The sequence below is a fragment of the Micromonospora sp. NPDC049529 genome, assembly GCF_055586685.1.
On the sequence record NZ_JBVJHT010000002.1, the window covers coordinates 218585 to 241476 of the forward strand.

Sequence of the window (22892 nt, forward strand, 5' to 3'; positions counted from 1 at the left end):
ACCGCTGATCGGTGCCGGCTCCGGGGCGTACATACGTCGAAGCCGTACATCAGATTCGACGTATGTACGCCGCTGGGTATGTAGGAGCCGACGACGTCGTCGCCGTCCGAGCACGCCACTGATCGAGATCCACCTGGCCGGCCGGCTCGGATCCACGGCAACGGGTTGCTGCTCGTTACTCTCTTGCCATGCCACCTGGTCACTCTCCGATGTTCCGGCGCAAGCGTCTCGGCGAGGAACTGCGCGAACTCCGCGAGTCGAAGGGGTACCGCCTCCAACAGCTTGCCGCCGAACTGGGCTGGAGTCACACCAAACTGTCGCGCCTGGAGAACGCCAAGGTCCGGGCGGACGTCGGAGAGGTGATGGATCTGCTGGATGTGCTCGGGGTGAGCCCGGAGCAGGAGCGCCGACTTGTCGCTCTCGCCCGGCAGGCCAACCAACGCGGGTGGTGGCGGGCGTACGCGGAGATGCCGCAACGGCAGGCAGCTTTCGCGGAACTGGAGGCATCCGCGCTGTCGATCCAGCAATTCGGTCTTGTCTACCTGCCCGGCCTGCTACAGACGCCCGGCTACGCGCGTACCCGCTTCGCGGATCGCGAGGCTACGGCGGAGTTCGATGTCGAGGCGGCAATCAAGGGGCGGACCCGTCGTCAGGAGGTGCTGACCGGTGAGAATCCGGTGCGGTATCAGGCCGTGTTGGACGAGGGTGTCCTGCGCCGGCGGACGGCCGACCCCGTGGTGCTTCGCGGGCAGCTTGAGCATCTGGTGACGATGAACGAGCAGCCCAACGTCAGTATCCGAGTGCTGCCGTTCGACGCCGACACGCCGTACCTCTCGCGTCCGTTGACGTCGTTCACGCTCTACCGCTTCGCCGATCCGGACGAGCCGGATCTCGTCGTGACGGAGACCGAGACCAGCGATGTCCAACTCGGCGACCCGGAGGATGTCGCTCGGTACGTCGTCATGCTCGGCCGGGTCAGCGCATCGGCGTTGGATGAGGCCGCCTCGTCTACGCTCATCCGCAGGATCGCGCGAGAGTGAGTAAACCTATGGAACTGACCAACTGGCACAAGAGCAGTCGCAGCGGCAACCAGGGTGACTGTGTCGAGGTCGGACACACGGTGGAGGGTCATCTGGTCGGCATCCGCGACTCGAAGGATCCGGGAACAGTTCTCCTCGTCGGTCGAAATGCCTGGGTGGCGTTCCTCGATGACCTCCGGCTGGGTCTGCTCTGAACTAGGCCGACCACCATCCGAGGCCGGGCGCGTAGCGCCCGGCCCTTTGCGTGTCCAGACTCTTGTGTGCCAACTCGCACATGTGCGAATTCTGTTCATGTGCGAGGAGGTGTATCGTGATCTATCTCGTTCCGGCTGTCCTGGCCGTCGGCTTCGTCTCAGGCTTCTTCACCTTCAGGGTGTCGCGAAGGTGGTGCCCGACCTGCGGCGCGACGCTTGGCTGCCCCGAGTGCTCGTCACACGGACGGAGGTGGTGATGTCCGGTCCATTTGCCGACGAACCCCTGAGCCTGTCCGATCGGCTACTGACGTACTACCGGGAAATGCTTGTCCTGCACACAGATGACCCCACCACCCGAGCCTGTCCGATCTGCGGTCGCACGCGCTGCGCCGACTTTCGGTTCGCCTGGGAACGGCTGGTTTGCGCCGGGGAGTTGCAAGGATGACGGCCCACCCACGAAGCGCGACGGCGAGGATCATTCCGCGTTATCGAGCCGCCGGGGCAGGGCGATGGGTTGCTGCCGGTCGCGATCCGGAGTCCTCACTCGTGCTCTGGGCATCCAAACGGGCAATCGCCCAGCACAGGGAGATCGCCAACCCGGATCGGGCCAGTGGGACCTGCAAGCAGTGTCGGCACGACGGGTGCGACCTTCTGAGCTGGGCGATCAGCAACGTCAAGACGCACCGTCAGGCAGCCAACCGGCCGAACCGCTACGAGGAGCGGCCGTGAACATCTACACCGGACCCGACATCTGCTTCCGCTGCCGCAAAGCCTTGGATCGAGGTGACCCGGAGCATCGATGCATCGATGCGGGCGACGGCGGTCCGTACCGGATCGAGCGGGACTGGCGTTGTGACTGCCCGTGCACAGGGCCGCCGGACGAGCAGTTACCAAAGATCCGCCCGTCCTGATCTTCAGGCGGGGGAGGGGGCGATCAACTGGTAGATCGCGTGGTCCTGCCACCGGCCGGCGATGTTGAGGTAGTTCGGGGCGACGCCGAAGCGGACGAATCCGGCGCGCTCCAGCACCCGCTGCGAAGCGGCGTTGTGCAGCAGGACGGACGCCTCGATCCGGTGCAGCCCCAACTCCTCGAACGCCACCCCGATGATGGTGCGTACGGCGGTGCTCCCGACACCCCGACCGTTGTCGGCGGCGTTCACCCAGTAGCCGAGGCTGCACGACTGGAACGGGCCCCGGACGATCGTGTTCAGGGTGATCCGACCGACGACGCGTCCCGAGTCGAGGATCACGTGCGGCAGCGCGGCGCCGCGCTGGTGCTGTTCGAGCACGGTCTCGATGGCGGCGCGCTGGCCCTCGACCGTGAAGTAGTCCTCGTCCCGGATCGGCTCCCACGGGGCGAGGAAGTCACGGTTGACCCGTGCGAGTTCGGCCAGGACCGGCGCGTCGTCGAGCTGAAGGAGGCGCGTGGTGATCATTCGAGGATGATCTCAAATCGGCGGAGCCCGATGTCGACGGTGAAATCGTCGTCCGTCTCGACCCGCGCCGGCCGACGGTCGCATAGGGTGGTCCGCCGTGGAACTGCGCGGTGTGCTGCTGGACCTCGACGGGACGCTCGTCGACCACGAGAGCGCCGTCACGGACGCACTCGACGCGTGGTTGCCCACGATCGGCGTGCCGGCAACCGCCGAGGTCCGGGACGTCTGGGCCACGGCGCAGGAGCGCCACCTGGTCGGCTGGCGCGAACGACGAATCAGCTTCCAGGAGCAGCGGCGGCGCCGGTTGCGGGACTTCCTGCCGGCCGTCGGTGTGCCCTTCGGTGACGACGAGCACCTGGACCGGATCTTCGACGGTTACCTGTACTGGTACGAGAGATCCTGGCGGGCCTACGACGACGTCGAGGAGGCGCTCGACGCCATCGGTCGAGCGGGTCTGCGGACGGCGGTGCTCACCAACGGGACAACCGAGCAACAGACCGCCAAGCTCGCCAGGGTCGGGCTTCTCGGGCGGGTGGGACCCGTGTACGCCGCCGAGGACCTGGGCGCGGCCAAGCCCTCGGTCGCCGCGTACCTCGCCGCCTGCGAGCGGTGGGGGCTGCCGCCGGCGGCGGTGGTGAACGTCGGCGATCGCCACGACCTCGACGTCGAGCCGGCCCGGGTCGCCGGCCTGCGGGCGATCCACCTGGACCGCCACGACCGGGGCCCGGCCGACGACCCGTCCCGGATCACGTCCCTGCGCGACCTCGCCGGCCTGCTGTCGTCGCTCTGACGGGTTCGCGTCGGCGACCCGGGGGAGTCGGATCCGTGGGGGTCATCGGCGTTACCTGGCAGCCCTTAATCGAACGGACTAGTCTGTTCGATTAAGGGAGGGATCATGGTGACGAAGACCAGGAAGACGACCACCGAGGAGCGGATCCTCAGCACGGCGGCGAAGCTCTTCTACGCGAACGGGCTGCGTGGCGTCGGCATCGAGCAGGTCATCGCCGACTCCGGGGTGGCGAAGTCGACCCTGTACGTGCACTTCCGGACCAAGGACGAGCTGGTGGCCGCGTACCTGCGGCGTACCGACGACTCCTGGATGGCCCAACTACAGGGGGCCGCCGAACGCGCGGGGGAGCGCCCCGTGGATCGGCTGGTCGGGCTCTTCGACGCCCTGACGGACGCCTTCGACCGACACGGGTTCTTCGGTTGTCCCTTCGTCAGCGCGGCGGTCGAGGCGCCTCTGGACTCGGAGGCCCGCGCGATCACCGTCCGCCACATCGAACGCCGGCAGGCGTGGCTGACCGAGCTGGCGGCCGCTGCCGGCGCCGAGGACCCGGCGGCCCTGGCCCGGCAGATCGGGCTCCTGATCGACGGTGCGCTGGCCTCCGGTCGGCTGCTCCAAGACCGGGCGGTGGTGGACGAGGCGAAGGTCGCCGCCCGGACGCTGGTCGCGCCCCACCCGACCCGACCGTAAACCGCATATAAGCGCAACGAACTAGAAACTGGAACCGAGGTAACACCATGCGTGCCGTACTGCTGAGGGAGTTCGGTGGCCCACTGGCCCTGGAAGAGATCGACACACCCGTACCCGGTCCCGGACAGGTGCTGGTGCGGGTCGAGGCGAGCGGGGTCAACCCGCTGGATGCCAAGATCCGGGCCGGGAAGGCGGCGCACGCGCGCACCCGGCTGCCGGCCGTACTCGGTATGGACCTGGCCGGTGTCGTGGCGCAGGTCGGTCCGGAGGTCACCGGCTTCGCCCCGGGTGACCCGGTGTACGGACTCACCGGCGGCGTCGGTGACCTCCAGGGATCCCTCGCCGAGTACGTGGCCGTGGACGCCCGGCTGCTCGCCCGCACCCCGGAGGCGCTGACCCTGCGCGAGGCGGCCGCCCTCCCACTGGCCTTCATCACCGCCTGGGAAGGGCTGGTGGACCGGGCCCGGGTGAGCGCGGGACAGCGGGTCCTGATCCACGGCGGCGCCGGTGGCGTCGGGCAGGTGGCGATCCGAATCGCCCGTGCGCGCGGCGCCGAGGTCTTCGCCACCGGCTCGGTCCGGAGCCTGGAGACGATCCGGACGCTCGGGGCCACCCCGATCGACTACACCACCACCCCGCCGGAGGACTACGTCGCCGAGCACACCGGCGGTGAGGGCTTCGACGTCGTGTTCGACACCGTCGGCGGCGCCACCCTCGACCTCTCCTTCACCGCGGTCCGCACCTACACCGGTCACGTCGTCAGCGCGCTCGGCTGGGGCACCCACAGCCTCGCGCCGCTGTCGTTCCGCGCGGCGAGCTACTCCGGTGTGTTCACCCTGCTGCCGATGCTGACCGGTCGCGGACGGGAGCAGCACGGGAGGATCCTGCGCGAGGCGAGCGCCCTGGCCGACGCGGGGCAGTTGAAGCCGGTGCTCGACCCCCGGCGCTTCACCCTCGCCACCGTCGCCGCCGCCCACGAGGTGGTGGAGACCGGCACCGCCACCGGCAAGGTCGTGGTCGACGTTAGGGAATGAGCGTCCGGGCGACGCGGAACGCCGGCCGTGGTTCGCCGAATGTCCGCTCCGGCGGCACCGGAAACGTGAGAATGAGGAAACGGCGCGGTCGAGGGTGGCCGGTCGTGGGTGATTCCGGCAGCGGCGGTGCGGCGACGGGGGTTGGCACGATGCGCGAAACCATCGAACCATGATCACCGTTGGTGAGCTGCTGCTGAGCCGGCTGCACGACCTCGGCGTACGGCACATCTTCGGCCTGCCCGGCGACTACAACATGGAGTTCCTCGACCAGATCGAGGCGTTCCCGGGAATCGAGTGGGTGGGCAGCTGCAACGAGCTGAACGCCACCTACAGCGCCGACGGCTACGCGCGCCTGGCGGGCATCGCGGCGATCGTCACCACCTTCGGCCCCGGTGAACTCTCGGCGGTCTGCGGGCTGGCCGGGGCGATGGCGGAGTCGGTGCCGATCGTGTCGATCGTGGGCGGGCCACCGGTGCGGATCATGGAGCAGCACGCCGCGATGCACCACTCGCTCGGAGACGGCGATTTCGACCGTTGGGTCCGGGTCGGCCGGGAGGTGACCGTGGCCCAGACCAGCCTGACCGCCGAGAACGCCGGCAGCGAGATCGACCGGGTGCTGCGCGAGGGCTGGCTGGCCCGCCGACCGGTCTACGTACGCCTGCCCGGCGACGTCGCCCGGCAGGAGGTGGCGGCGCCCTCGTCGCCGTTCGTCCGGCCCGAACCGCAGTTCGACCAGGATCGGCTCGACGCGTTCGTCGGCGTCGCCCGGCGGCTGCTCGCCAACGCCACCCGGCCGGCACTGCTGGTGGGCAACCTGGCGATCCGGTACGACCTGCGGGACCTGGTGAACGCGTTGCTGGTCGACCGGAACTGGCCGGTCGCGACACAGAGCATGGGGCGCGGCTTCATCGACGAGTCGAGCCCGCACTACGTCGGCATCTACAACGGTGGCGACAGCCTGGAACCGGCCCGTACGGCGATCGAGGGAGCCGACGCGCTGATCTGCGTCGGCACCAAGTTCTTCGACTGGGATGGACTGTTCACCGCCGACCTGAACCTGTCGCTCATCATCGGGCTCAACTCCACCTCCGCCACCGTCGGGGAGACGGTGTTCCCGTCCGTGCCCCCGGCCGTGGCACTGCGCGCGCTGTACGAGATCGCGCCCGTACGCGAGGCCGACTGGGAGGTGACCATCGAACCGGGCCCCACCCCGCTCGACTCGACCAGTGCCGAACCGCTCCGGCAGGCGCGGCTCTGGTCGGCGGTGGCGGCCATGCTGCGTCCGGGCGACGTGCTCGTGCCGGAGACGGGCACCTCGTCGTTCGGTGTGGCGAACTTCCACCTGCCGTCGGAGACGGACGTCCTGCTGGCGCCGCTCTGGGGGGCGATCGGGTACGCGACGCCGGCCGCGTTCGGCGCGGGGATGGCGGACGCCGGGCGTCGGGTCGTCCTCATCACCGGCGACGGCTCGCTCCAACTGACCGTGCAGGAGATCAGCCGGATGCTCGCCACCGGTCAACGCCCGATCATCATCGTGCTGAACAACGGCGGCTACACCGTGGAGCGGGCGGTCGACGGCCCGCACCAGCCGTACAACGACATCGACAACTGGCGGTACGCCGAGCTGCCGTCGGTGTTCGCCCGGAACGCGCCGATCAACTCGCACGTGGTCAGCACCGAAGGGGAGCTTGCCCGGGTCTTCGCCGGCCTGTCCGGCCGACCCGACCGGTTGACCATCATCGAGGTGCGGCTCGACACCGAGGATGTGCCGTCGGGAATGCCCCGGTGGGGCAAGGAGACGACCGCCCTCGACTACCAGGCACGGATGTCCATGGACCCGCCCCGGTTACCGTGGGGTGGCCTGCCGGGGCACCCGGCGACCTGACCCGGGCCGGGGTGACCGTCGGGGCCACCCCGGCGGCGGGGACCGGTCAGGTACGGGTGGCGATGACCAGGTGGTCGGCGTCGGAACGGGTCAGCATCCGTTCCTCCGGGTCGCCGAAACCGGCCGAGGTGAGCAGCTTCGCCAGTTCGTCGAAGGCGTACGCCCTGCCCCCCTGGGTGTGGAACAGGTTGAGGCTGAAGGCGCGTACGAACGCGTCGGCGACGCCCGGCGGACGCTCGGGGACCTCGGCGAGCGGCTCCAGCAGCACCACCCGGCCACCGGGGTTGAGCGCGGCGGCGACCCGGTCGAGCAGGGCGGCGACCTGACGGTGGTCGTACCCGTGCACGATGTTGAAGAGCAGGACCAGGTCGTACCCGGTGCCGAGGTCGGCGGTGAGCAGGTCGCCGGGTCGCAGCTCGACCCGGGCGGCCAGACCGGCGCCGTCGACCACCGCCCGACCCTGGGACAGCGCGCCGGGCAGGTCCACCACCGTGGCGGAAAGCTCCGGGTACGCCGCGCAGAACGCCGCCGTGTAGCCGGCGTGCCCGCCACCGAGGTCCAGCAGTCGGCCCCCGCTCGGCGGGGCCGGGACCAGGGTGATGACCTCCTCGCTGAGCCAGCCGGCGAGCCGGCGCAGCATGGTCTGGAAGTCGGCCAGGGTCTCCGGGCGCCGTTCCAGCCAGGCGTAGAAGTCACCGGTCGGCCCGCCCTGGCGGACCGAGGTTTCCAGGTCGCCCCAGAGTTCGGTCAGCACCGTGGTCCAGAACGACAGCACCGGGGCGAAACTGTCCGGGGTGTCGCGCAGCAGCCACCGGCTGGTGTTCTCGCTGTTCGCGTACGCGGCGCCGGGCTGGACCAGGTAGCCGAAGCCGACCAGGGCGTCGAGCAGCAACCGCAGCCCGAGCGGGTCCGCGCCGATCTTCTCGGCCAGTTCCTCGACCGACTTCGGGCCGTTGGCCATCGCCTCGAACACGCCGAGTCGCAGCCCCGCGCCGGCGGTCCGGAACGAGATCGCGTTGAGCATGTCGAGGTGGGCCGACGGGGCCTCGTCGGTGTCGATGAACGCGCGGACGACCTCGGGCGGCAACGGCACCGGCATGCTGCTTCTCCTTGAATCGAAACGAGGTGGAACGACGGGGGCTCGGGGCGCGGTCAGCCGCGTACCGGCTCGGCGGGTTCGGGCGCCGGTTCCGGCGCGGGCGTCGGCGCCTCCGGCTCCAGGGCGTCGGGCAGGTTGTCCACCTCCCGCAGCGAGCGGCGCGACCAGGCGAACGCCACCAGCAGCACCATGAGGGTGCCGACGACCGCGAAGACCAGGGCGGTGCCCCGGCCGTCGCCGGTGCCGACGATCGTGCCGACGCTGCCGGCGAGGGCGCCGTCGGGGCGCATCAGCGGTTCGAAGACCTGGTCGGCGAGGGGGCCGGCGAGCAGGTACGACACCGGGATGCTGGCGTCGCCGACCACCCGGGCGGCGGCCAGCACCCGGCCGAGCACCTTCGGCTCGGTCTTGGTCTGGATCAGGGTCATGGTGGAGCTGTTCACGATCGGCAGGGTGAACAGGAACAGCGGTGCCACGATGGCGATCAGCCACGCTGACGGGCTCAGCGAGTGCAGCACCAGTGCCACTCCGCCGAGCGCCAGCCCGCCGAAGACGGCGTGGATCCGCCGGGCCGGGCCACCCCAGGCGGTCATCACCAGGCTGCCGGCGAAGAGCCCGGCCCCACCGGCGAACATCAGCACCCCGAGGGTGTCCGCCGAGGCGAACGACAGGATCAGCGGCTGCACCAGCACACCGGCGAACCCGAACAGGAAGTTGTACGCCCCGAAGAGCACCATCAGCTGCCACAACCCGGCGTGCGCCCGCAGGTAGTGCCAGCCGGCGGCGGCGTCCCGCAGCACCGTTTCGCGGGTCCGTTCGGCCGCCGGTCGGGTTGCCTCGGCCGGCAGCCGGACCAGCAGCAGGGTCAGCGACGCGACCGCGAAACTGCCCAGGTCGATCGCGAGCACCCCGTCGATGCCGATCGTCACCACCAGCACCCCGGCGACCAGCGGGGCGGCGATCTGGGCGGCCCGGCTCACCTGCATCAGCCCGTTGAACCGGGCCAGATGCGCCTTGCCGACCAGGGCCGGTGTCATCGCCTGGTAGCTGACCTGGTGCACGGTGGACGACGCGGCACTCAGCGCGGTGGCCAGGTAGATGTGCCAGACCTCAAGGTTGTCGGTCGCCACCAGCAGGGCCAGCGCGGCGGTGCCGATCGCGGCGCCGAGGTCGCTGAACAGCATCACCCTCCGCCGGTCGAACCGGTCGGCGATCACCCCGGCGAACGGGGAGACCAGCACCGCCGGCAGGCTGCTGGCCAGGAAGATCAGCGAGAACTGGGTGACCGAGCCGGTTTCCTGGTAGACCCAGACGCCGAGCACGAACCCGGTCAGGCTGGAGCCGACCAGGGAGACGAGCTGACCGACCCAGACCGCGATCAGCAACCGGGCGCGGATCCGTTCAGCCATGCGTACTCCCGAGATCGGTGCGGCCGGACGTCGGCGGGTCGAGGAACCCGGTGCGGACGTACCAGGCCAGGTAGGTGTGGAGCAGCGCCGGGTCCGCCGGTGGGCAGGCGATGCCGGCCGGCGCCAGCGCCGCCTCGGTCCGGGCACAGTCGAAAACCGGCTGGGTACGCCGGGGCGCCTGCGCGCCGAACAGCGGGGTGAACGGTGCCAGGGCCACATCCGGCCGGGCCAGCAGGGCGGCCCGCCACCGCTCGTACGGCACCGGCTCGACCGGGTAGCCGAACCCGCTCAGCGCGCCGGCGAGGTCGGCGAAGGAGATCGTGTGGTTGTTGTAGTAGTGGAAGTCGTCGTTGCGGCACCCCGGCTGCCGGGACAGATGCCCGATCGCCCGCCCCACGTAGTCGACCGGGGCCAGGTCGGCGTGGTCGTCGGGGATTTCCGGCACCGCACCGAGCTGCACGAACGTCTTCAACAGCCGACTGAAGTAGTCGTCGGCGTTGCCGACCCCGGTGCCGGCGTGGCCGGTGATCCGGGCCGGCCGGTGCACCCCCACCGTCAGCCCGCGCGCCCGCGCCTCCCGGACCAGCGCGTCCGCCGCCCACTTGGTGGCGTTGTAACCGTCGCCGAGCCCGGTCGGGTCGTCGGGCGCGTCCCGCTCGTCGACGACCCCGCCGACCCGGTCCGGGGTGAGGAACACCCCGAGGGTCGAGACGACCTGTACGGCGGTCGGGCGCCCCGCCGTGGCCAACCGCAGCATCTCCAGGGTGCCGTTGACGTTCGCCGGCCGCAGCCGCTCGTACGGCATCAGGAAGTTGACCAGCCCACCGTTGTGCAGCACCAGATCGGTCCGGTCGGCCAGCGCCTCGAAGTCCCGCCGGTGCAGCCCGAGCCCCGGCTCGCCGAGGTCCCCCGGTACGCCGACCAGGCGGCCGGCGTACTCGTCGCGCCAGAGGCCGTAGCGGAGCAGGTTGTCGCGTACCCGGTCGAAGGCGGCCTGTCCGGTGGCGGCCCGGACCAGGCAGTGTAGTTCCGCCCGGCTGTGGTCGAGCCAGTCGGCGAGCAGGTGCGCGCCGAGGAAGCCGGTGGCGCCGGTGATCAGCACCGTCTCCGGTACCGCCGCCGGCTGTTGCGCCGGCAGCCCGGTGGCGATGTCGTCGGGGAGCAGGGCGTCCCGGCGTACCCGATCGGGGTCGAGCCGGCGCCCGACGTGCCCGGCGCGGGCCCGGTCGACCCGGTCGGCCAGACCGGCCAGGTCGGCGGTCTCGAACAGCGCCCGCAGCGGCAGGTCGACGCCGAGGTCGGCGGTGATCCGGGCGGCCAACGGGCCGGCGAGCAGCGAGTGTCCACCGAGGTCGAAGAAGTTGTCCCGGGCACCGATCCGGTCGGAGTTCAGCAGCGCGGACCAGATGCCGGCGAGCGCCCGTTCGGTCGCGGTCCGGGGCGGTACGTGATCGGTGTCGGCCGGCTGATCGGCCGGGGCGGGCAGGGCCGCCAGGTCGAGTTTGCCGTGCGCGTTCAGCGGCAGCTCCGGCAGCAGCACCACGTGCGCGGGGACCAGGTAGTCGGGCAGCCGCTCGCGCAGCCCGGCCCGGACCACGGCCGGCGTCGGCGCCGGACCGGCGGCCGGCACCAGGTACGCCACCAGGCGCGGCCCGCTCCCGTCGTCGCGGACCGTCACCGCCGCCCGCGCCACCCCCGGTTGCGCCGCACAGGCGACCTCCACCTCACCGAGGTCGATCCGGTGCCCCCGGATCTTCACCTGCCGGTCGGTGCGCCCGAGGAACTCCAGCGTCCCGTCGGGGCGGTGCCGGGCCAGGTCCCCGGTCCGGTACAGCCGCGACCCCGGCGGCCCGTACGGGTCGGCGACGAACCGCAGCGCGGTCAGCCCCGGCGCGCCCAGGTAACCCCGGGCCGGGGCGGTGCCGCCGACGTACACCTCGCCGGTGAAGCCGACCGGCACCGGGCGCAGCCGGGCGTCGAGCAGGTGCACCCGGACCCCGGCCAGTGGACGCCCGATCGGCAACTGGCCGAGTCCGGGCAGCTCAGTCGCGTCCACGGTGTCGTACGTGGTGGCGCAGACGGTCGCCTCGGTCGGACCGTAGTGGTTGTACACCCGTACCGTGCCGCCGGTGGCGTCCGCCCAGCCGCGTACCGCCCCGGTCGGGGCCGCCTCGCCGCCGATCATCAGCGCCCGCAACCCGGTGTCCGTACGCGGTGCCGCGTCCGCCAGGTCCGCCACCCAGCGGGCCCAGAGCGCGGCGGCGGTGTCGACCAGGGTGATCCCCCGCTCGGCGCAGAACGCGAGCAGGTCCGGGCCGGTGAGTTCGGCCGGTCGTCGGTGCACCACCAGGGCGGCACCGGCGGCCAGGGCCGGGAACAGGTCGCCGACCGAGGCGTCGAAGCTCAGCGGCGGCAGCATCAGCAGCCGGTCGCCGGGGCCGATGCCGTGCAGGTCGACGAAGGCTCGGGTCAGGTTGACCGCCGTCCGGTGGGTGACCATCACCCCCTTCGGCGTACCGGTGGAGCCGGAGGTGTAGATGACGTACGCGAGCTGGTCCGGCCGGTTCACCGGCAGCGGGGAGTCGTCGTCATCGGTGTCGCTCGGCACCGTGTCGTCGTCGGTGTCGGTGTCGTCGACGGTCAGCACCGTGCCTGGGTGGTCGGCGAAGCGTGGCGCGTCGGCCGGGTCGACCAGCACCACCGGTGCCCCCGCGTCGGCGAGCAGGGACAGCAGCCGGGCCGGCGGATGCCCCGGATCCAGCGGCAGGTACGCCCCGCCGGCCCGGAGGATGCCGAGGATGCCGACGACCGCAGCCGTACCGGCGGGAAGGACCAGACCGACCGGGACCTCCGGTCCCACCCCGGCCCGGCGCAGCCGCCGGGCCAGCCGAACCGACCGCCGGTCCAGTTCGCCGTAGCTGAGGGTGTGTTCGCCGTCGACCACGGCCGCCGCGTCCGGTGCGACCAGGGCCCGCGCCCGGATCAGCTCGGCCAGTCCGGCTCCGGCCGGGGCGTCCCCGGCGCCGTTCCAGTCGGTCAGCCCGGCCCCGGAGGGCGCGTGTCCGGTGTCGTTCCAGTCGGCCAGGTCCCGCCGGTCGTCCGGGCCGAGCAGGTCCAGCTCGGACAGGCGCCGGTCCGGGTCGGTGGTGAGCGCCCGCGCGACGAGTTGCAACCGGTCGGTGAAGCGGCGCACGGTGGAGGCGTCGAACAGGTCGGTGTTGTAGTCGACCACCCCGGACAGGGTCGGGGCGGTCTCGTAGAACAGCACGGTGAGGTCCATCCGGGCGGTGTCCCGACCGAAGCTCACCGGTCGGACCGTGAGCGCCGTCGACTCCCGCCCCTCGATCGCCGGGTTCACCACGCACATCACCTGGAACAGCGGGTTCCGGCTCGGGTCGCGGGGCAGCCCGGCCAGCTCGACCACCTGGTTCAGCGGCAGGTCGGCGTGGTCGAGCGAGTCGACGCAGGTACGCCGTACCCGCTGCAACGCCTCGGCCAGGGTCGGATCACCGGACAGGTCCGTACGCAGCGCCAGGCTGTTCACCATCAGCCCGACCACGGACTCCAGCTCCGGGGTGGACCGGGTCGAGACGGGTGAACCGACGCAGATGTCGTCCTCGCCGGTCCACCGCTGCAACAGCACCTGGAGCGCGGTCAGGACCAGCATGAACCGGGTGCAGCCGGTACGCCGACCCAGCGCGTCGAGCGCGGCGGTCAGCTCCGCCGACAGCTCGAACCGGTGGGTCGACCCGGCGAACGTCTGCACCGGCGGACGCGGTCGGTCGGTCGGCAACTCCAGCGCCCCCGACGCGCCGGCCAACTGCCCGGCCCAGAACTCGCGCTGCTCCCGGGTCACCCCGGCGTCGAGCGCCTGCTGCCGCCAGAGCACGTAGTCCGGGTACTGCACCGGCGGCGGAGCCGGGGCCGCACCGCCGAGCAGGCCGTCGAGGATCTCGGCGAAGACCGTCGACAGTGACCGTTCGTCGGCGATGATGTGGTGCAGACTCAGCACCACGAGGTGTTCGTCCGGCTCGGTTCGGGTCAGCTGGACCCGGACCAGCGGCCCGCGTTCCAGGTCGAAACCGCTGTCGATGCAGGCTCTGGCGAGGTCGTCGGCCCGCGCCCCCCGGTCACCGGGTTCGGCGGAGACGTCGTTGACCTCGATCGGAATCCGGATCCTCGGGTCACCGGGCGGCAGCACCACCTGCTCGGTCCGGCCGCCGTGCAGCACGAAGACCGTACGCAGCGCCTCGTGCCGGGCCTGGACGGCGTCGACCGCGCCGCGTAGTGCGGCCGAGTCCAGGTCCCCGGTGAGCACGGCCGCGACCGCCAGCGAGTACGCGCCGCTACCGGGGTCGAGCCGGTCGAGGAACCAGAGTCCCTCTTGGAGCGGGGAGAGCGGGATCCGGGTACCGGGCGGCCGGGTCGGGATCGTGCTCGGCCGGCGGGCGGTGCTCACCCCCCGCCGGGCGAGCAGTTCCCGGATCAGCCGCTCCCGGGTGGCGGAGTCGACCTCGGTCACGACGCCTCGCCCAACAGGTCGCGCAGCTGTTCGGTCGACATCCCGTCCAGGTCCCGGCGGAGTTCGGCGACGGTCACCACGTGCCCCGGTACGGGCTCCCGGGCGATCATCGCGTCGGTCATCCCGGCGACGGTCGGCGCCTCGAACAGCACCCGCAGCGGCAGCTCCATCTCGAACGCGGCGCCGATCCGGCTCAGCACCTGCGCGGCGAGCAGCGAGTGGCCGCCGAGCTGGAAGAAGTCGTCGTGCACACCGACCCGCTCGACGCCGAGCACCTGCTGCCAGATGTCGGCCAGGGTCTGCTCCACCGGGTTACGCGGCGCGGTCTGTTCCACCGTCGACGCGTCCCGCCAGTCCGGCTCCGGCAGCGCGCCCCGGTCGGTCTTGCCGTTCGCGTTGACCGGCAACGCGGGCAGGGTGACCAGGGTCGCCGGCACCATGTAACCGGGCAGCCGGGTCGCCAGCCACGGGCGCAGCACCGCCCAGAGGTCCGGGCCGGCGCCGCCGGTCGGCACCACGTACGCGACCAGCCGGGCGTCGCCCGCACCGCCGGCCCAGGTGCCGACCACCGCGTCGGCAACCAGGTCGTGCGCCCGCAACTGCTCCTCGATCTCGCCCAGCTCGATCCGGAAACCCCGGATCTTCACCTGGTGGTCGGTCCGGCCGAGGAACTCCAGCCGACCGTCGGCGCGCTGCCGGGCCAGGTCACCGGTGGCGTAGAGCCGGGCACCGGGTCGACCGCCGAACGGGTCCGGCACGAACCGGGAGGCGGTCAGCGCCGGCCGACCCGGATAGCCCCGGACCACCCCGTGGCCGCCGATGTGCACCTCGCCGACGACCCCGACCGGCACCGGTTGGCCGATCCGGTCCAGCACGTACAGCTGGGTGTTGGCGATCGGCGTACCCAGGTCGATGGCGGCCGGCGACGGCGCCACCGGCGTCGCCGCCGACCAGACCGTGGTCTCGGTCGGGCCGTAGCAGTTCCACAGCGTCGCGCCGTCGGCGATCAGCGCGTCGGCGAGGTCGCGGGGCAGCGCCTCCCCGCCGCAGAGCCGCAGCCGCAGGCCCTCCGGTACGCCGCCGGTGGCCAGCAGCAGCCGCCAGGTGGCCGGGGTGGCCTGCATCGCGGTGATCCCGTCGGCGACCAGCCGCTCCCGCAGCGCGTGGCCGTCGCCGGTGACGGCGGCGTCCACGATGGTCAGCGGGACACCACACAGCAGCGGCACCAGCAGTTCGAGCACGGAGATGTCGAAGGAGAGGGTGGTGACCGCCGCGAACCGGTCGGCCGGGGTGAGGCCGAGGTCGTCGTGGAACGAGGCGACCAGGTTCAGCACCGCCCGGTGCGGCACCGCGACGCCCTTCGGCCGCCCGGTCGAACCCGAGGTGTAGATCAGGTAGGCGAGACCGTCCGGGTGCGCCGGCACCGGGTCCGCGTCGGCCGGGGCCGCGGCCAGTTCGGCGGCGTCGTCGTCCAGACAGATCACCACGGGTACGTCGGCCAGCAGGTCGGCCAACTCCGCCCGGACCGACCGCTGGGTCACCACCACCGTGGCCCCGGAGTCGGCGAGCAGGTAACGCAGCCGGTCCACCGGCAGGGTCGGATCCAGCGGCAGGTAACCCGCCCCGGCCTGCCAGGCGCCGAGCACCCCGACCAGCATCCCCACCCCGCGTTCGAGGCAGATCCCGACCGGGCTGTCCGGTCGCACCCCACGGGCCCGCAGCACGTACGCCAACCGCGCCGCCCGCCGGTGCAGCTCGGCCGGGTCGACCACGCCGTCCGGGCCGCTGACCGCCGGCACCGGTCCCGCCTCCGAGTCGTCGGTCGGCAGCAGCTCCAGCACCGAGGCGACGTCCGGCAGCCCCCGCGCGGTGTCGTTCCAGTCGACCAGCGAACGCCAGCGTTCCACCCCGGCCAGCAGCGGGATCTCCGCCACCGGCCGGCTCGGGTCGGTGAGCGCCACGTCGAGCAGGGTGGTGAGCTGCCGGGCCAGCCGGGCCACGGTGTCGGCGTCGAACAGGGCGGTGTCGTACTCGATCGCCATGTGCATGACCCCGTCCGGGGTCATCTCGCCGACCAGGGAGAGGTCGAACTTGGCGGTGCCGCTGTCGACCAGCAGCGAGGTGGCGGTCGCCTCGCCCAACCGGAGGATGGCCGGCGGGGTGTTCTGCACGATCAGCTGGGTCTGGAACACCGGGGCGTGGCCCAGGCTCCGCTCCGGCGACAGCTCCTCGACCAGCTTCTCGAACGGCACGTCGGCGTTGGCCAACCCGCCGAGGGTGGCCTCGCGGACCCGGTCGACCAGCTGCCGGAAGGTCGGCAGACCGGCGACCGACACCCGCAGCGGCAGCGTGTTGACGAAGAAACCGATCAGCGGCTCCAGGTCGGCGTGGTTGCGCCCGGCGACCGGGGTCCCCACCACCAACTCGTCCTGACCGCTGGACCGGGACAGCAGGGCGCTGAACGCGGCCATCAGGGTCATGAACATGGTGGCGCCGCTGCCCTGGTTGAACTCCTGGATCCGGCGCAGCAGCGGGGCGGAGAAGTCCCAGTAGTGCACCGCGCCCCGGTAGGACTGGGTCGGTGGGCGGGGCCGGTCGGTGGGGAGGGTGAGCAGCGCCGGGGCGCCGCGCAACTGGCCCAACCAGTAGTCGAGCTGTTCCCGCAGCGCCTCGCCGGCCAGCTTCTCCCGCTGCCAGATGGCGTAGTCGGCGTACTGGGCCGGGAGGTCGGGCAGCTGTGGCGACCGTCCCTCGCGCAGGGCCGCGTACGCGGTGCTCAGCTCGGAGAACAGCACACCGAGCGACCAGGCGTCGGAGACGATGTGGTGCAGGCAGAGCGACAGGTGGTGGTCGTCGTCGGCGGTGCGGACCAGCCGGGTCCGGAACAGCGGGCCGTGGGCCAGGTCGAACGGGCGGCGGGCCTCCTGCCAGAGCAGTTCGGCGGCCTCGTCGGCCGTCGCGCCGGGCAGGTCGGTGATCTCCAGCACCACGTCGGCGTCGGCGCGGACGACCTGCACCGGTTCGCCGCCGGAGTCGGCGAAGGTGGTCCGCAGCGCGTCGTGCCGCCGTACGATCAGCGCCAGGGCGGCCCGCAGCGCGTCGACGTCGAGCGGGCCGCGCAGCCGGAACGCGACCGGGATGTTGTAGACCGGGTCACCGGGCTGGAACCGGTCGAGGAACCACAACCGCTGCTGCCCGAACGACACCGGGTACGTCCGTGGCGCGTTCGCCCGCTCGGTCAGCATCCGCGCCAGCAGCGCCCGCTTGTTCGTCGCCGGTGCGCCACCGCCTGCTCCGGTTCCGGTTCCGGTTCCGTTTCGCTCGGTCATGAGACTGCTCCTTGCTGATCGGCCAGTTGGGGCACCGGCGACCGTGAGGTCACCGGTTCCGGGTGCGGCACGGACAGGCCGAACTCGTTCGCCGCGGCGGCCACCCGGCTGCGCAGGGCCGGCGGCGTGTTGGCGCCGAACAGGCGCAGGTAGGTCGCGACCGAACCGGGGTCGTCGGCGAGGAACGGGAAGTCCGACGAGACCATGTGCCGGATCGCGAGCAGCGGCACCGGGCTGTATAGCGGCCGGAAGTCGAGGTTCCACAGCCCCGCCTTGTCCGGTGGGCCACTGTGGAACTCGCCGATCATCAGCCCCTCCGCGACGTACTGCGGCTTGAGCCGTTCCTGGGTGGCGTCGACGACGGCGTTCGCCTCGTCCTCCGGTACGTCCGGCAGGGTGAGCAGGATGGTCTTGAACTGGGCGGCCGGGCCGGTGGTCGGCGGCAGTTGACGGAACCAGTCGCGGTAGGTCATCAGCAGTTCGTCGAGCGCGCCCGGCTCCACCGTCTCGCCCCGGTGCACCGCCAGGTAGAACATGCCCCGGTCCAGGGACGCCTGGGCGAACGGGCAGACCGGTCCCTTGCGGCCGAGGTCGGGATGGGGGCGGCAGAGGTACTCGCGGGCCCAGCGCAGCACGCTGAGCAGTTTCTCCTCGACACCGTGCAGCAGCGGGTGTACCGCCCCGGTGGTCAGGTCGAACTGTTCCACCAGCGCGCAGGCCGGTTGTTCGGGGTGAATCAGCACGGCTCCGTCACCGCCCCGAGCTGCGTCGGGCGCGTACGGACCGGTTCGCCGCGTACGCCAGTGCGGTGCCGAGCGCCAGCGCACCGCCGGCCGCGGCGGCGCGCAGCAGCCGGTCCTGCCGGCCGGACCGGGCCAGCGCCTCGGCGTACGGGGTGGTGGTGTGCGCGACCATCGTGTAGAGCGGTGTCCAGTGCTCCGGCAGCAGGCGGCTGAGCAGCCGGTCGGCGCCGGCCCGCAGCGCGTACGTCGGCCGGTGCACCCGGTCGCGCAGCTCGACGAAGTTGCGGGTGGACAGGTCGGCGAGCACGTCGGTGTGCGGTCGGCGGGCGGCCTCGTACGCGGCCAGCGCCGCGCCCCGGTCGGCGTGCCGGTCCAGGCACTCGTCGAGCACCAGGCAGTCCTCGAAGGAGGCGTTCATGCCCTGCCCGTAGAACGGGTAGACGGCGTGCGCCGCGTCACCGACCAGCACCACCCGGTCGGTGTGCCGCCACGGGCTGGTCCGGACGGTCACCATCTGACCGGTCGGGTGGTCGAGCACCTCCTCGACCAGCCGGGGCATCAGCTGTTCGGCGTCGGGGAAGTTCGCCCGGAAGAAGGCGCGGACCGCCTCCGGGGTGGTGAGCGTGGCGAAACTGTGCGGGCCCTCGAACGGCAGGAACAGGGTGCAGGTCAGCGAGCCGTCGACGTTCGGGTGGGCGACCATCAGGCCGTTCTCGCCGGGCCAGACGTGCAGCGCCTCCAGGCGTACCCGGGGTTGGCCGTCGTCGCCGACCGGGATGGTCAGCTCCTTGTAGCCCCAGTCCAGGAACTCCTGGGCGTGGTTGGCGCGCTGCCCGTGGTGCAGTTGCTGCCGTACGGCGGAGAACGCGCCGTCGGCGCCGACGACCAGGTCGGCGGTGACCTCCTCGGTGGTGCCGTCGGCGAGCCGGGTCACGGCGACGCTGGGCACCTCCCGGTAGAGCCCGTGCAGCCGCCAGCCGAAGTGGAACCGCACCCCGGGCTGGGCCTCGGCCGCGTCGACCAGTACGGCGATCAGCTCGTCGCGCAGCACCGAGTGCAGGATCTGGTGGCCGTGCACCCCGTACGGCTGGAAGCCGACGGTGCCGTCGGGGGCGTGGACCACCCGGCCGCGCATCGGCACGCTCCGCTTGAGTACGTCGGCGAGCAGCCCCACCTCCTGCAACGCCCGCATGCCCCGGGCGGAGAGCCCGAGGTTGATGGAACGTCCGGCGGCACCGGCCGGGGCGAGCCGGGGGTCGTCGCGCCGTTCGTAGACGTCCACCTCCCAGCCTCGGCGGGCCAGGTAGACGGCGGCGAGTGAGCCGGCCAGGCCGGCACCGATGATTACGGCACGGTCCCGGCGGTCGGTCGGTGACGGCGTGGCCGTCATGATCCCTCCTCGGCGATCAAGGTGTCCAACAGCTCGTCGATCTCCCGGTCGGAGAGGTCGTCGAGCGAGGCGAGCAGGTCCTGGGCGCTCGGCCCACCGGCGGCGACCCGGTCGGCGGCACCGTTCGGGTGGGCCCCGGCGGTGGCCGGGTCGGCGACCAGGGGGGTGAGTTCGGCGATCGTCGGTGCGGCGAAGAGCAGCCGCAGCGGCAGGTCGACGCCGAACGCGGCGCGGATCCGGGCGATCAGCCGGGTGGCGGTGAGCGAGTGCCCGCCGAGGGCGAAGAAGTTGTCGTGTACGCCGACCTCGGCCAGTCCGAGCACCTCGCGCCAGAGCAGCGCCAGCGCCTCCTCGGCCTCGGTACGCGGTGCCACCGACCCGGCGCCGACGGTCTCCCGCCACACCGGCTCCGGCAGCGCCCGACGGTTGATCTTGCCGCTGCCGGTACGCGGGAACCGGTCCATCGGCACCAGCGTCGCCGGCAGCATGTACTCCGGCAGCTGACCGGCGAGCGCGGGGCGCAGCCGGGACCAGAGCGCCGCCGGATCGGCCTCGGGCTCGGTCGGCACCACGTACCCGACCAGACGGACGTCCTCGGCGCTGGCCTGCCAGGTGACCACGACCGCGTCCCGGATCTCGTCCTGGGCCCGCAGCGCGGCCTCGATCTCGCCGAGTTCGATCCGGTAGCCGCGCAGTTTGACCTGCTGGTCGGCGCGGCCGAGGTATTCCAGCCGACCGCCCGGCAGCCAGCGGGCCAGGTCGCCGGTGGCATAGAGGCGGGCACCGGGCCGGGCACCCCACGGGTCGGGGCGGAAGCTCGCCGCCGTCCGCGCGGCACTGCCGTGGTAACCCCGGGCCACCCCGGGCCCGCCGAGGTGCAGTTCGCCGACCGCGCCCACCGGCACCGGCTGGCCGGCCGGGTCGAGTAGGTAGAGCCGGGTGTTGGCGACCGGGTCCCCGAGGTCCACCGGGCCGTGCGCGCCGACCGGGCCGGCGGTGGAGTAGATGCTCGTCTCCGACGGGCCGTACCCGTTGACCAGCGTGGCGCCGTCGGTCAGCAGGGCGTCGGCGAGGTCGCGGGTGAGCGCCTCACCGCCACTGATCCGCAGCCGTACGCCGGCCGGCACCCCGCCCGCGGCGAGCAGCATCCGCCAGCTCGCCGGGGTGGCCTGCACGACGGTCACCGCCCGGTCGGCCAGTTCGGCCCGCAGCGCCGCCGCGTCGACGGCGAGCCGGCTGTCGACCAGTTCGATCCGGGCCCCGGCGAGCAGCGGCAGGATCAGCTCGACCACGGAGATGTCGAAGGCGATGGTGGTGATCGCGGCGACCCGGTCGGCGGGCGCGAGGCGCAGCAGCCGCTCGAAGCCGACCAGCAGGTTGACCACCGAGCCCTGGGTGACCGCCACCCCCTTCGGGACGCCGGTCGAGCCGGAGGTGTAGAGCAGGTAGGCGAGGCTGTCCGGGTGGCCGGTGTGCTCCGGGGCGGTGACCGGCAGGGTCCGCAGCCGGCTCGTCACCTCGGGCTCGTCGAGGTGGATCACCGTGGTCCCGGCCGGCCAGCAGTCACCGGTGCGCGCGGCGCTGGCCAGGTCGGTGAGGACGACCGGGGCGCCGGCGCCGCTCGCCATGCCGGTCAGCCGGGCGACCGGCAGCTCCGGGTCCAGCGGCAGGTAGCCGCCACCGGCCTGCCAGACCGCCAGCATCGCGGTCAGCATCCCGGTGCCCCGGGACAGGCAGAGGCCGACCGGGACGTCGGTGTCGACCCCGTGTTCGCGCAGCAGGTGGGCGAGGCGGTTGCGGTCCGCGACGAGCTGCCCGTACGTGAGCCGGCCGTCGGCCGAGGAGACCGCCACCGCGTCCGGGTCGGCCGACGGGTGCCGGTCGAACAGTTCCGCGACCGAGGCGTACGGCGGTGGGGTCGACTCCTGCGCCCGCCAACCGGCGACGATCGCGTCCCGGGCGGCCGGCCCGAGCAGCGGCAGCTCGGCGATCCGGGTCGCCGGTCGGGTGACCGCCGCCGCCAGCAACGCCAGGTACGCGTCCGCGAGCCGGTCGATCCGGTCGGCGTCGAACAGCTCGTCGCGGTACGTCAACCGCCCTCGGTACCCGTCCGGCCGCTGCTCGATCGTGAGCGTGAGGTCGAACTTGACGCTGCCGTTCTCGTACAGCTCCGGGGCGATCCGCAGCCCCGCGACCTCGACCGGCGGCGGCGTCTCCTCCAGCGCGAACATCACCTGCACGACGGGGGAGTAGGCCAGGCTGCGCTGCGGGGCGAGCAGGTCGACCAGTTCCTCGAACGGCACGTCCTGGTGGGACTGGGCGGCGATGGCGCTGCTCCGGGCACCGCGCAGCACCTCGGTGAAGGTGGTCCGCTCCTCGAACCGGCCGCGCAGCGCCAGGGTGTTGGCGAAGAAGCCGACCACGCCCCGGGTCTCCGGCCGGCTCCGGCCGGCGACCGGTACGGCGACCAGCAGGTCCTGCTGGCCGCTGAGCCGGTGCAGCAGGGCCTGGAACCCGCCGAGCAGCACCGCGAACTCGGTGGTGTCGGCGCCCCGGGCGAGGTCGCGTACGCCGGTGGCCAGGGTCGGCGACAGGTCGAACGTGACCAGCCCGCCGGCTGCCGACTGCTCCGCCGGGCGGGGCCGGTCGGCGGGCAGGTCGAGCAGGGTCGGCGCACCGGCCAGTTCGTCGTGCCAGAAGGCGAGGTCGTCGGCGAAGGCGGACCGGGCGGCCTGTTCGCGTTGCCAGACGGCGAAGTCGGCGTACTGGATCGGCGGCGGGGGCAGGTCCGGTGCGTCCCCGGCGACCGCCACCCGGTAGCCGTGGGACAGCTCCCCGAAGATCGTTTCGAACGACCAGCCGTCGGCGATGATGTGGTGCACCACCAGGACGAGCAGGTGTTCCGCCGGCGCCAGCCGGACCAGCCGGGCCCGCAGCAGCGGCCCTGCGGCCAGGTCGAACGGCGCCCGGCTCTCCGCCTCCAGCACCCGCGCCGCCCCGGCGGCCGGGTCCGTGTCCGGTTCGTCGACCGGTAGCCGCACCGGCCACGCCGGACTCACCAGCTGCGCCGGCTCGCCGTCCACCGAGGTGAAGGTCGTACGCAGCACCTCGTGCCGCTCCACCAGCCAGCTCAGCGCGGACTCCAGCGCGTCCACCCGCAGCTCGCCGGTCAACCGCACCGACCAGGCGATGTTGTACGCCGCCGAGTCCGGATTCAGTTGGTCCAGCATCCACAGCCGACGCTGGGTCGACGAGGCGGGCAGGACGAAGGTCTCACCGGTGGTCATCAGGTCTCTCCTCGGTGCCTGTGGTCGGGAGGTGGTCACCCGTGCTC

15 protein-coding genes are annotated in these 22892 nt (G+C 72.3%); 7 read left to right on the forward strand and 8 right to left on the reverse strand.

Annotation, left to right across the window (positions count from 1 at the left end):
• Positions 1-209 precede the first annotated feature (209 nt).
• From ACZ6QQ_RS03760 to ACZ6QQ_RS03770, 3 genes are all read left to right on the forward strand, one after another.
• A complete protein-coding gene (locus ACZ6QQ_RS03760) occupies positions 210-1040 on the forward strand; it encodes a helix-turn-helix domain-containing protein (protein WP_465874077.1) in 831 nt (276 codons plus the stop codon).
• Positions 1037-1234: a DUF397 domain-containing protein gene (locus ACZ6QQ_RS03765; protein WP_465874079.1), complete on the forward strand. Its 198-nt coding sequence runs from the start codon at positions 1037-1039 to the stop codon at positions 1232-1234. The genes ACZ6QQ_RS03760 and ACZ6QQ_RS03765 overlap by 4 nt, the downstream gene beginning before the upstream one ends.
• 725 nt (positions 1235-1959) lie before the next feature.
• Positions 1960-2145, forward strand: a complete 186-nt coding sequence (locus ACZ6QQ_RS03770) for a hypothetical protein (protein ID WP_465874081.1) — start codon at positions 1960-1962, stop codon at positions 2143-2145.
• Positions 2146-2148: 3 nt separating this feature from the next.
• On the opposite strand, the gene ACZ6QQ_RS03775 is transcribed toward ACZ6QQ_RS03770, so the two are convergent.
• Entirely contained in the window at positions 2149-2670 is a 522-nt protein-coding gene (locus ACZ6QQ_RS03775; RefSeq protein WP_465874083.1) for a GNAT family N-acetyltransferase, read from the reverse strand.
• 97 nt (positions 2671-2767) lie between these two features.
• On the opposite strand from ACZ6QQ_RS03775, the gene ACZ6QQ_RS03780 reads away from it, so the two are divergent.
• The 4 genes from ACZ6QQ_RS03780 to ACZ6QQ_RS03795 all read left to right on the forward strand — a co-directional run bounded on the left by ACZ6QQ_RS03780 (position 2768) and on the right by ACZ6QQ_RS03795 (position 7066).
• A complete protein-coding gene (locus ACZ6QQ_RS03780; RefSeq protein WP_465874085.1) occupies positions 2768-3460 on the forward strand; it encodes an HAD family hydrolase in 693 nt (230 codons plus the stop codon).
• A gap of 105 nt (positions 3461-3565) precedes the next feature.
• On the forward strand, positions 3566-4147 hold the full coding sequence (locus ACZ6QQ_RS03785; RefSeq protein WP_465874086.1) for a TetR/AcrR family transcriptional regulator: 582 nt from the start codon (positions 3566-3568) through the stop codon (positions 4145-4147).
• A 47-nt stretch (positions 4148-4194) separates the two neighbouring features.
• Positions 4195-5181: a zinc-dependent alcohol dehydrogenase family protein gene (locus ACZ6QQ_RS03790; protein WP_465874087.1), complete on the forward strand. Its 987-nt coding sequence runs from the start codon at positions 4195-4197 to the stop codon at positions 5179-5181.
• 169 nt (positions 5182-5350) lie between these two features.
• Positions 5351-7066: an alpha-keto acid decarboxylase family protein gene (locus tag ACZ6QQ_RS03795; RefSeq protein ID WP_465874089.1), complete on the forward strand. Its 1716-nt coding sequence runs from the start codon at positions 5351-5353 to the stop codon at positions 7064-7066.
• Positions 7067-7112: 46 nt separating this feature from the next.
• Here the strand turns inward: ACZ6QQ_RS03795 and ACZ6QQ_RS03800 are convergent, their stop codons facing one another.
• Genes ACZ6QQ_RS03800 through ACZ6QQ_RS03830 form a run of 7 tightly spaced genes read right to left on the reverse strand, consistent with a single transcriptional unit; the run spans position 7113 to position 22845 of the window.
• A complete protein-coding gene (locus ACZ6QQ_RS03800; protein ID WP_465874090.1) occupies positions 7113-8165 on the reverse strand; it encodes a methyltransferase in 1053 nt (350 codons plus the stop codon).
• Positions 8166-8218: 53 nt separating this feature from the next.
• On the reverse strand, positions 8219-9574 hold the full coding sequence (locus tag ACZ6QQ_RS03805) for an MFS transporter (protein WP_465874091.1): 1356 nt from the start codon (positions 9572-9574) through the stop codon (positions 8219-8221).
• Positions 9567-14096: a non-ribosomal peptide synthetase gene (locus ACZ6QQ_RS03810; protein ID WP_465874093.1), complete on the reverse strand. Its 4530-nt coding sequence runs from the start codon at positions 14094-14096 to the stop codon at positions 9567-9569. Before ACZ6QQ_RS03810 ends, ACZ6QQ_RS03805 begins: the two co-directional genes overlap by 8 nt.
• Positions 14093-17425, reverse strand: coding sequence for an amino acid adenylation domain-containing protein (locus ACZ6QQ_RS03815; protein WP_465874094.1), 3333 nt, complete (start codon positions 17423-17425; stop codon positions 14093-14095). The genes ACZ6QQ_RS03810 and ACZ6QQ_RS03815 overlap by 4 nt, the downstream gene beginning before the upstream one ends.
• Positions 17422-18168 (reverse strand): DUF6875 domain-containing protein, encoded by a 747-nt coding sequence (locus ACZ6QQ_RS03820; protein ID WP_465874096.1) that lies wholly within the window; start codon positions 18166-18168, stop codon positions 17422-17424. The genes ACZ6QQ_RS03815 and ACZ6QQ_RS03820 overlap by 4 nt, the downstream gene beginning before the upstream one ends.
• Positions 18169-18175: 7 nt before the next feature.
• Entirely contained in the window at positions 18176-19558 is a 1383-nt protein-coding gene (locus tag ACZ6QQ_RS03825) for an FAD-dependent oxidoreductase (protein WP_465874097.1), read from the reverse strand.
• On the reverse strand, positions 19555-22845 hold the full coding sequence (locus ACZ6QQ_RS03830) for an amino acid adenylation domain-containing protein (protein WP_465874099.1): 3291 nt from the start codon (positions 22843-22845) through the stop codon (positions 19555-19557). Before ACZ6QQ_RS03830 ends, ACZ6QQ_RS03825 begins: the two co-directional genes overlap by 4 nt.
• Positions 22846-22892: the final 47 nt, after the last annotated feature.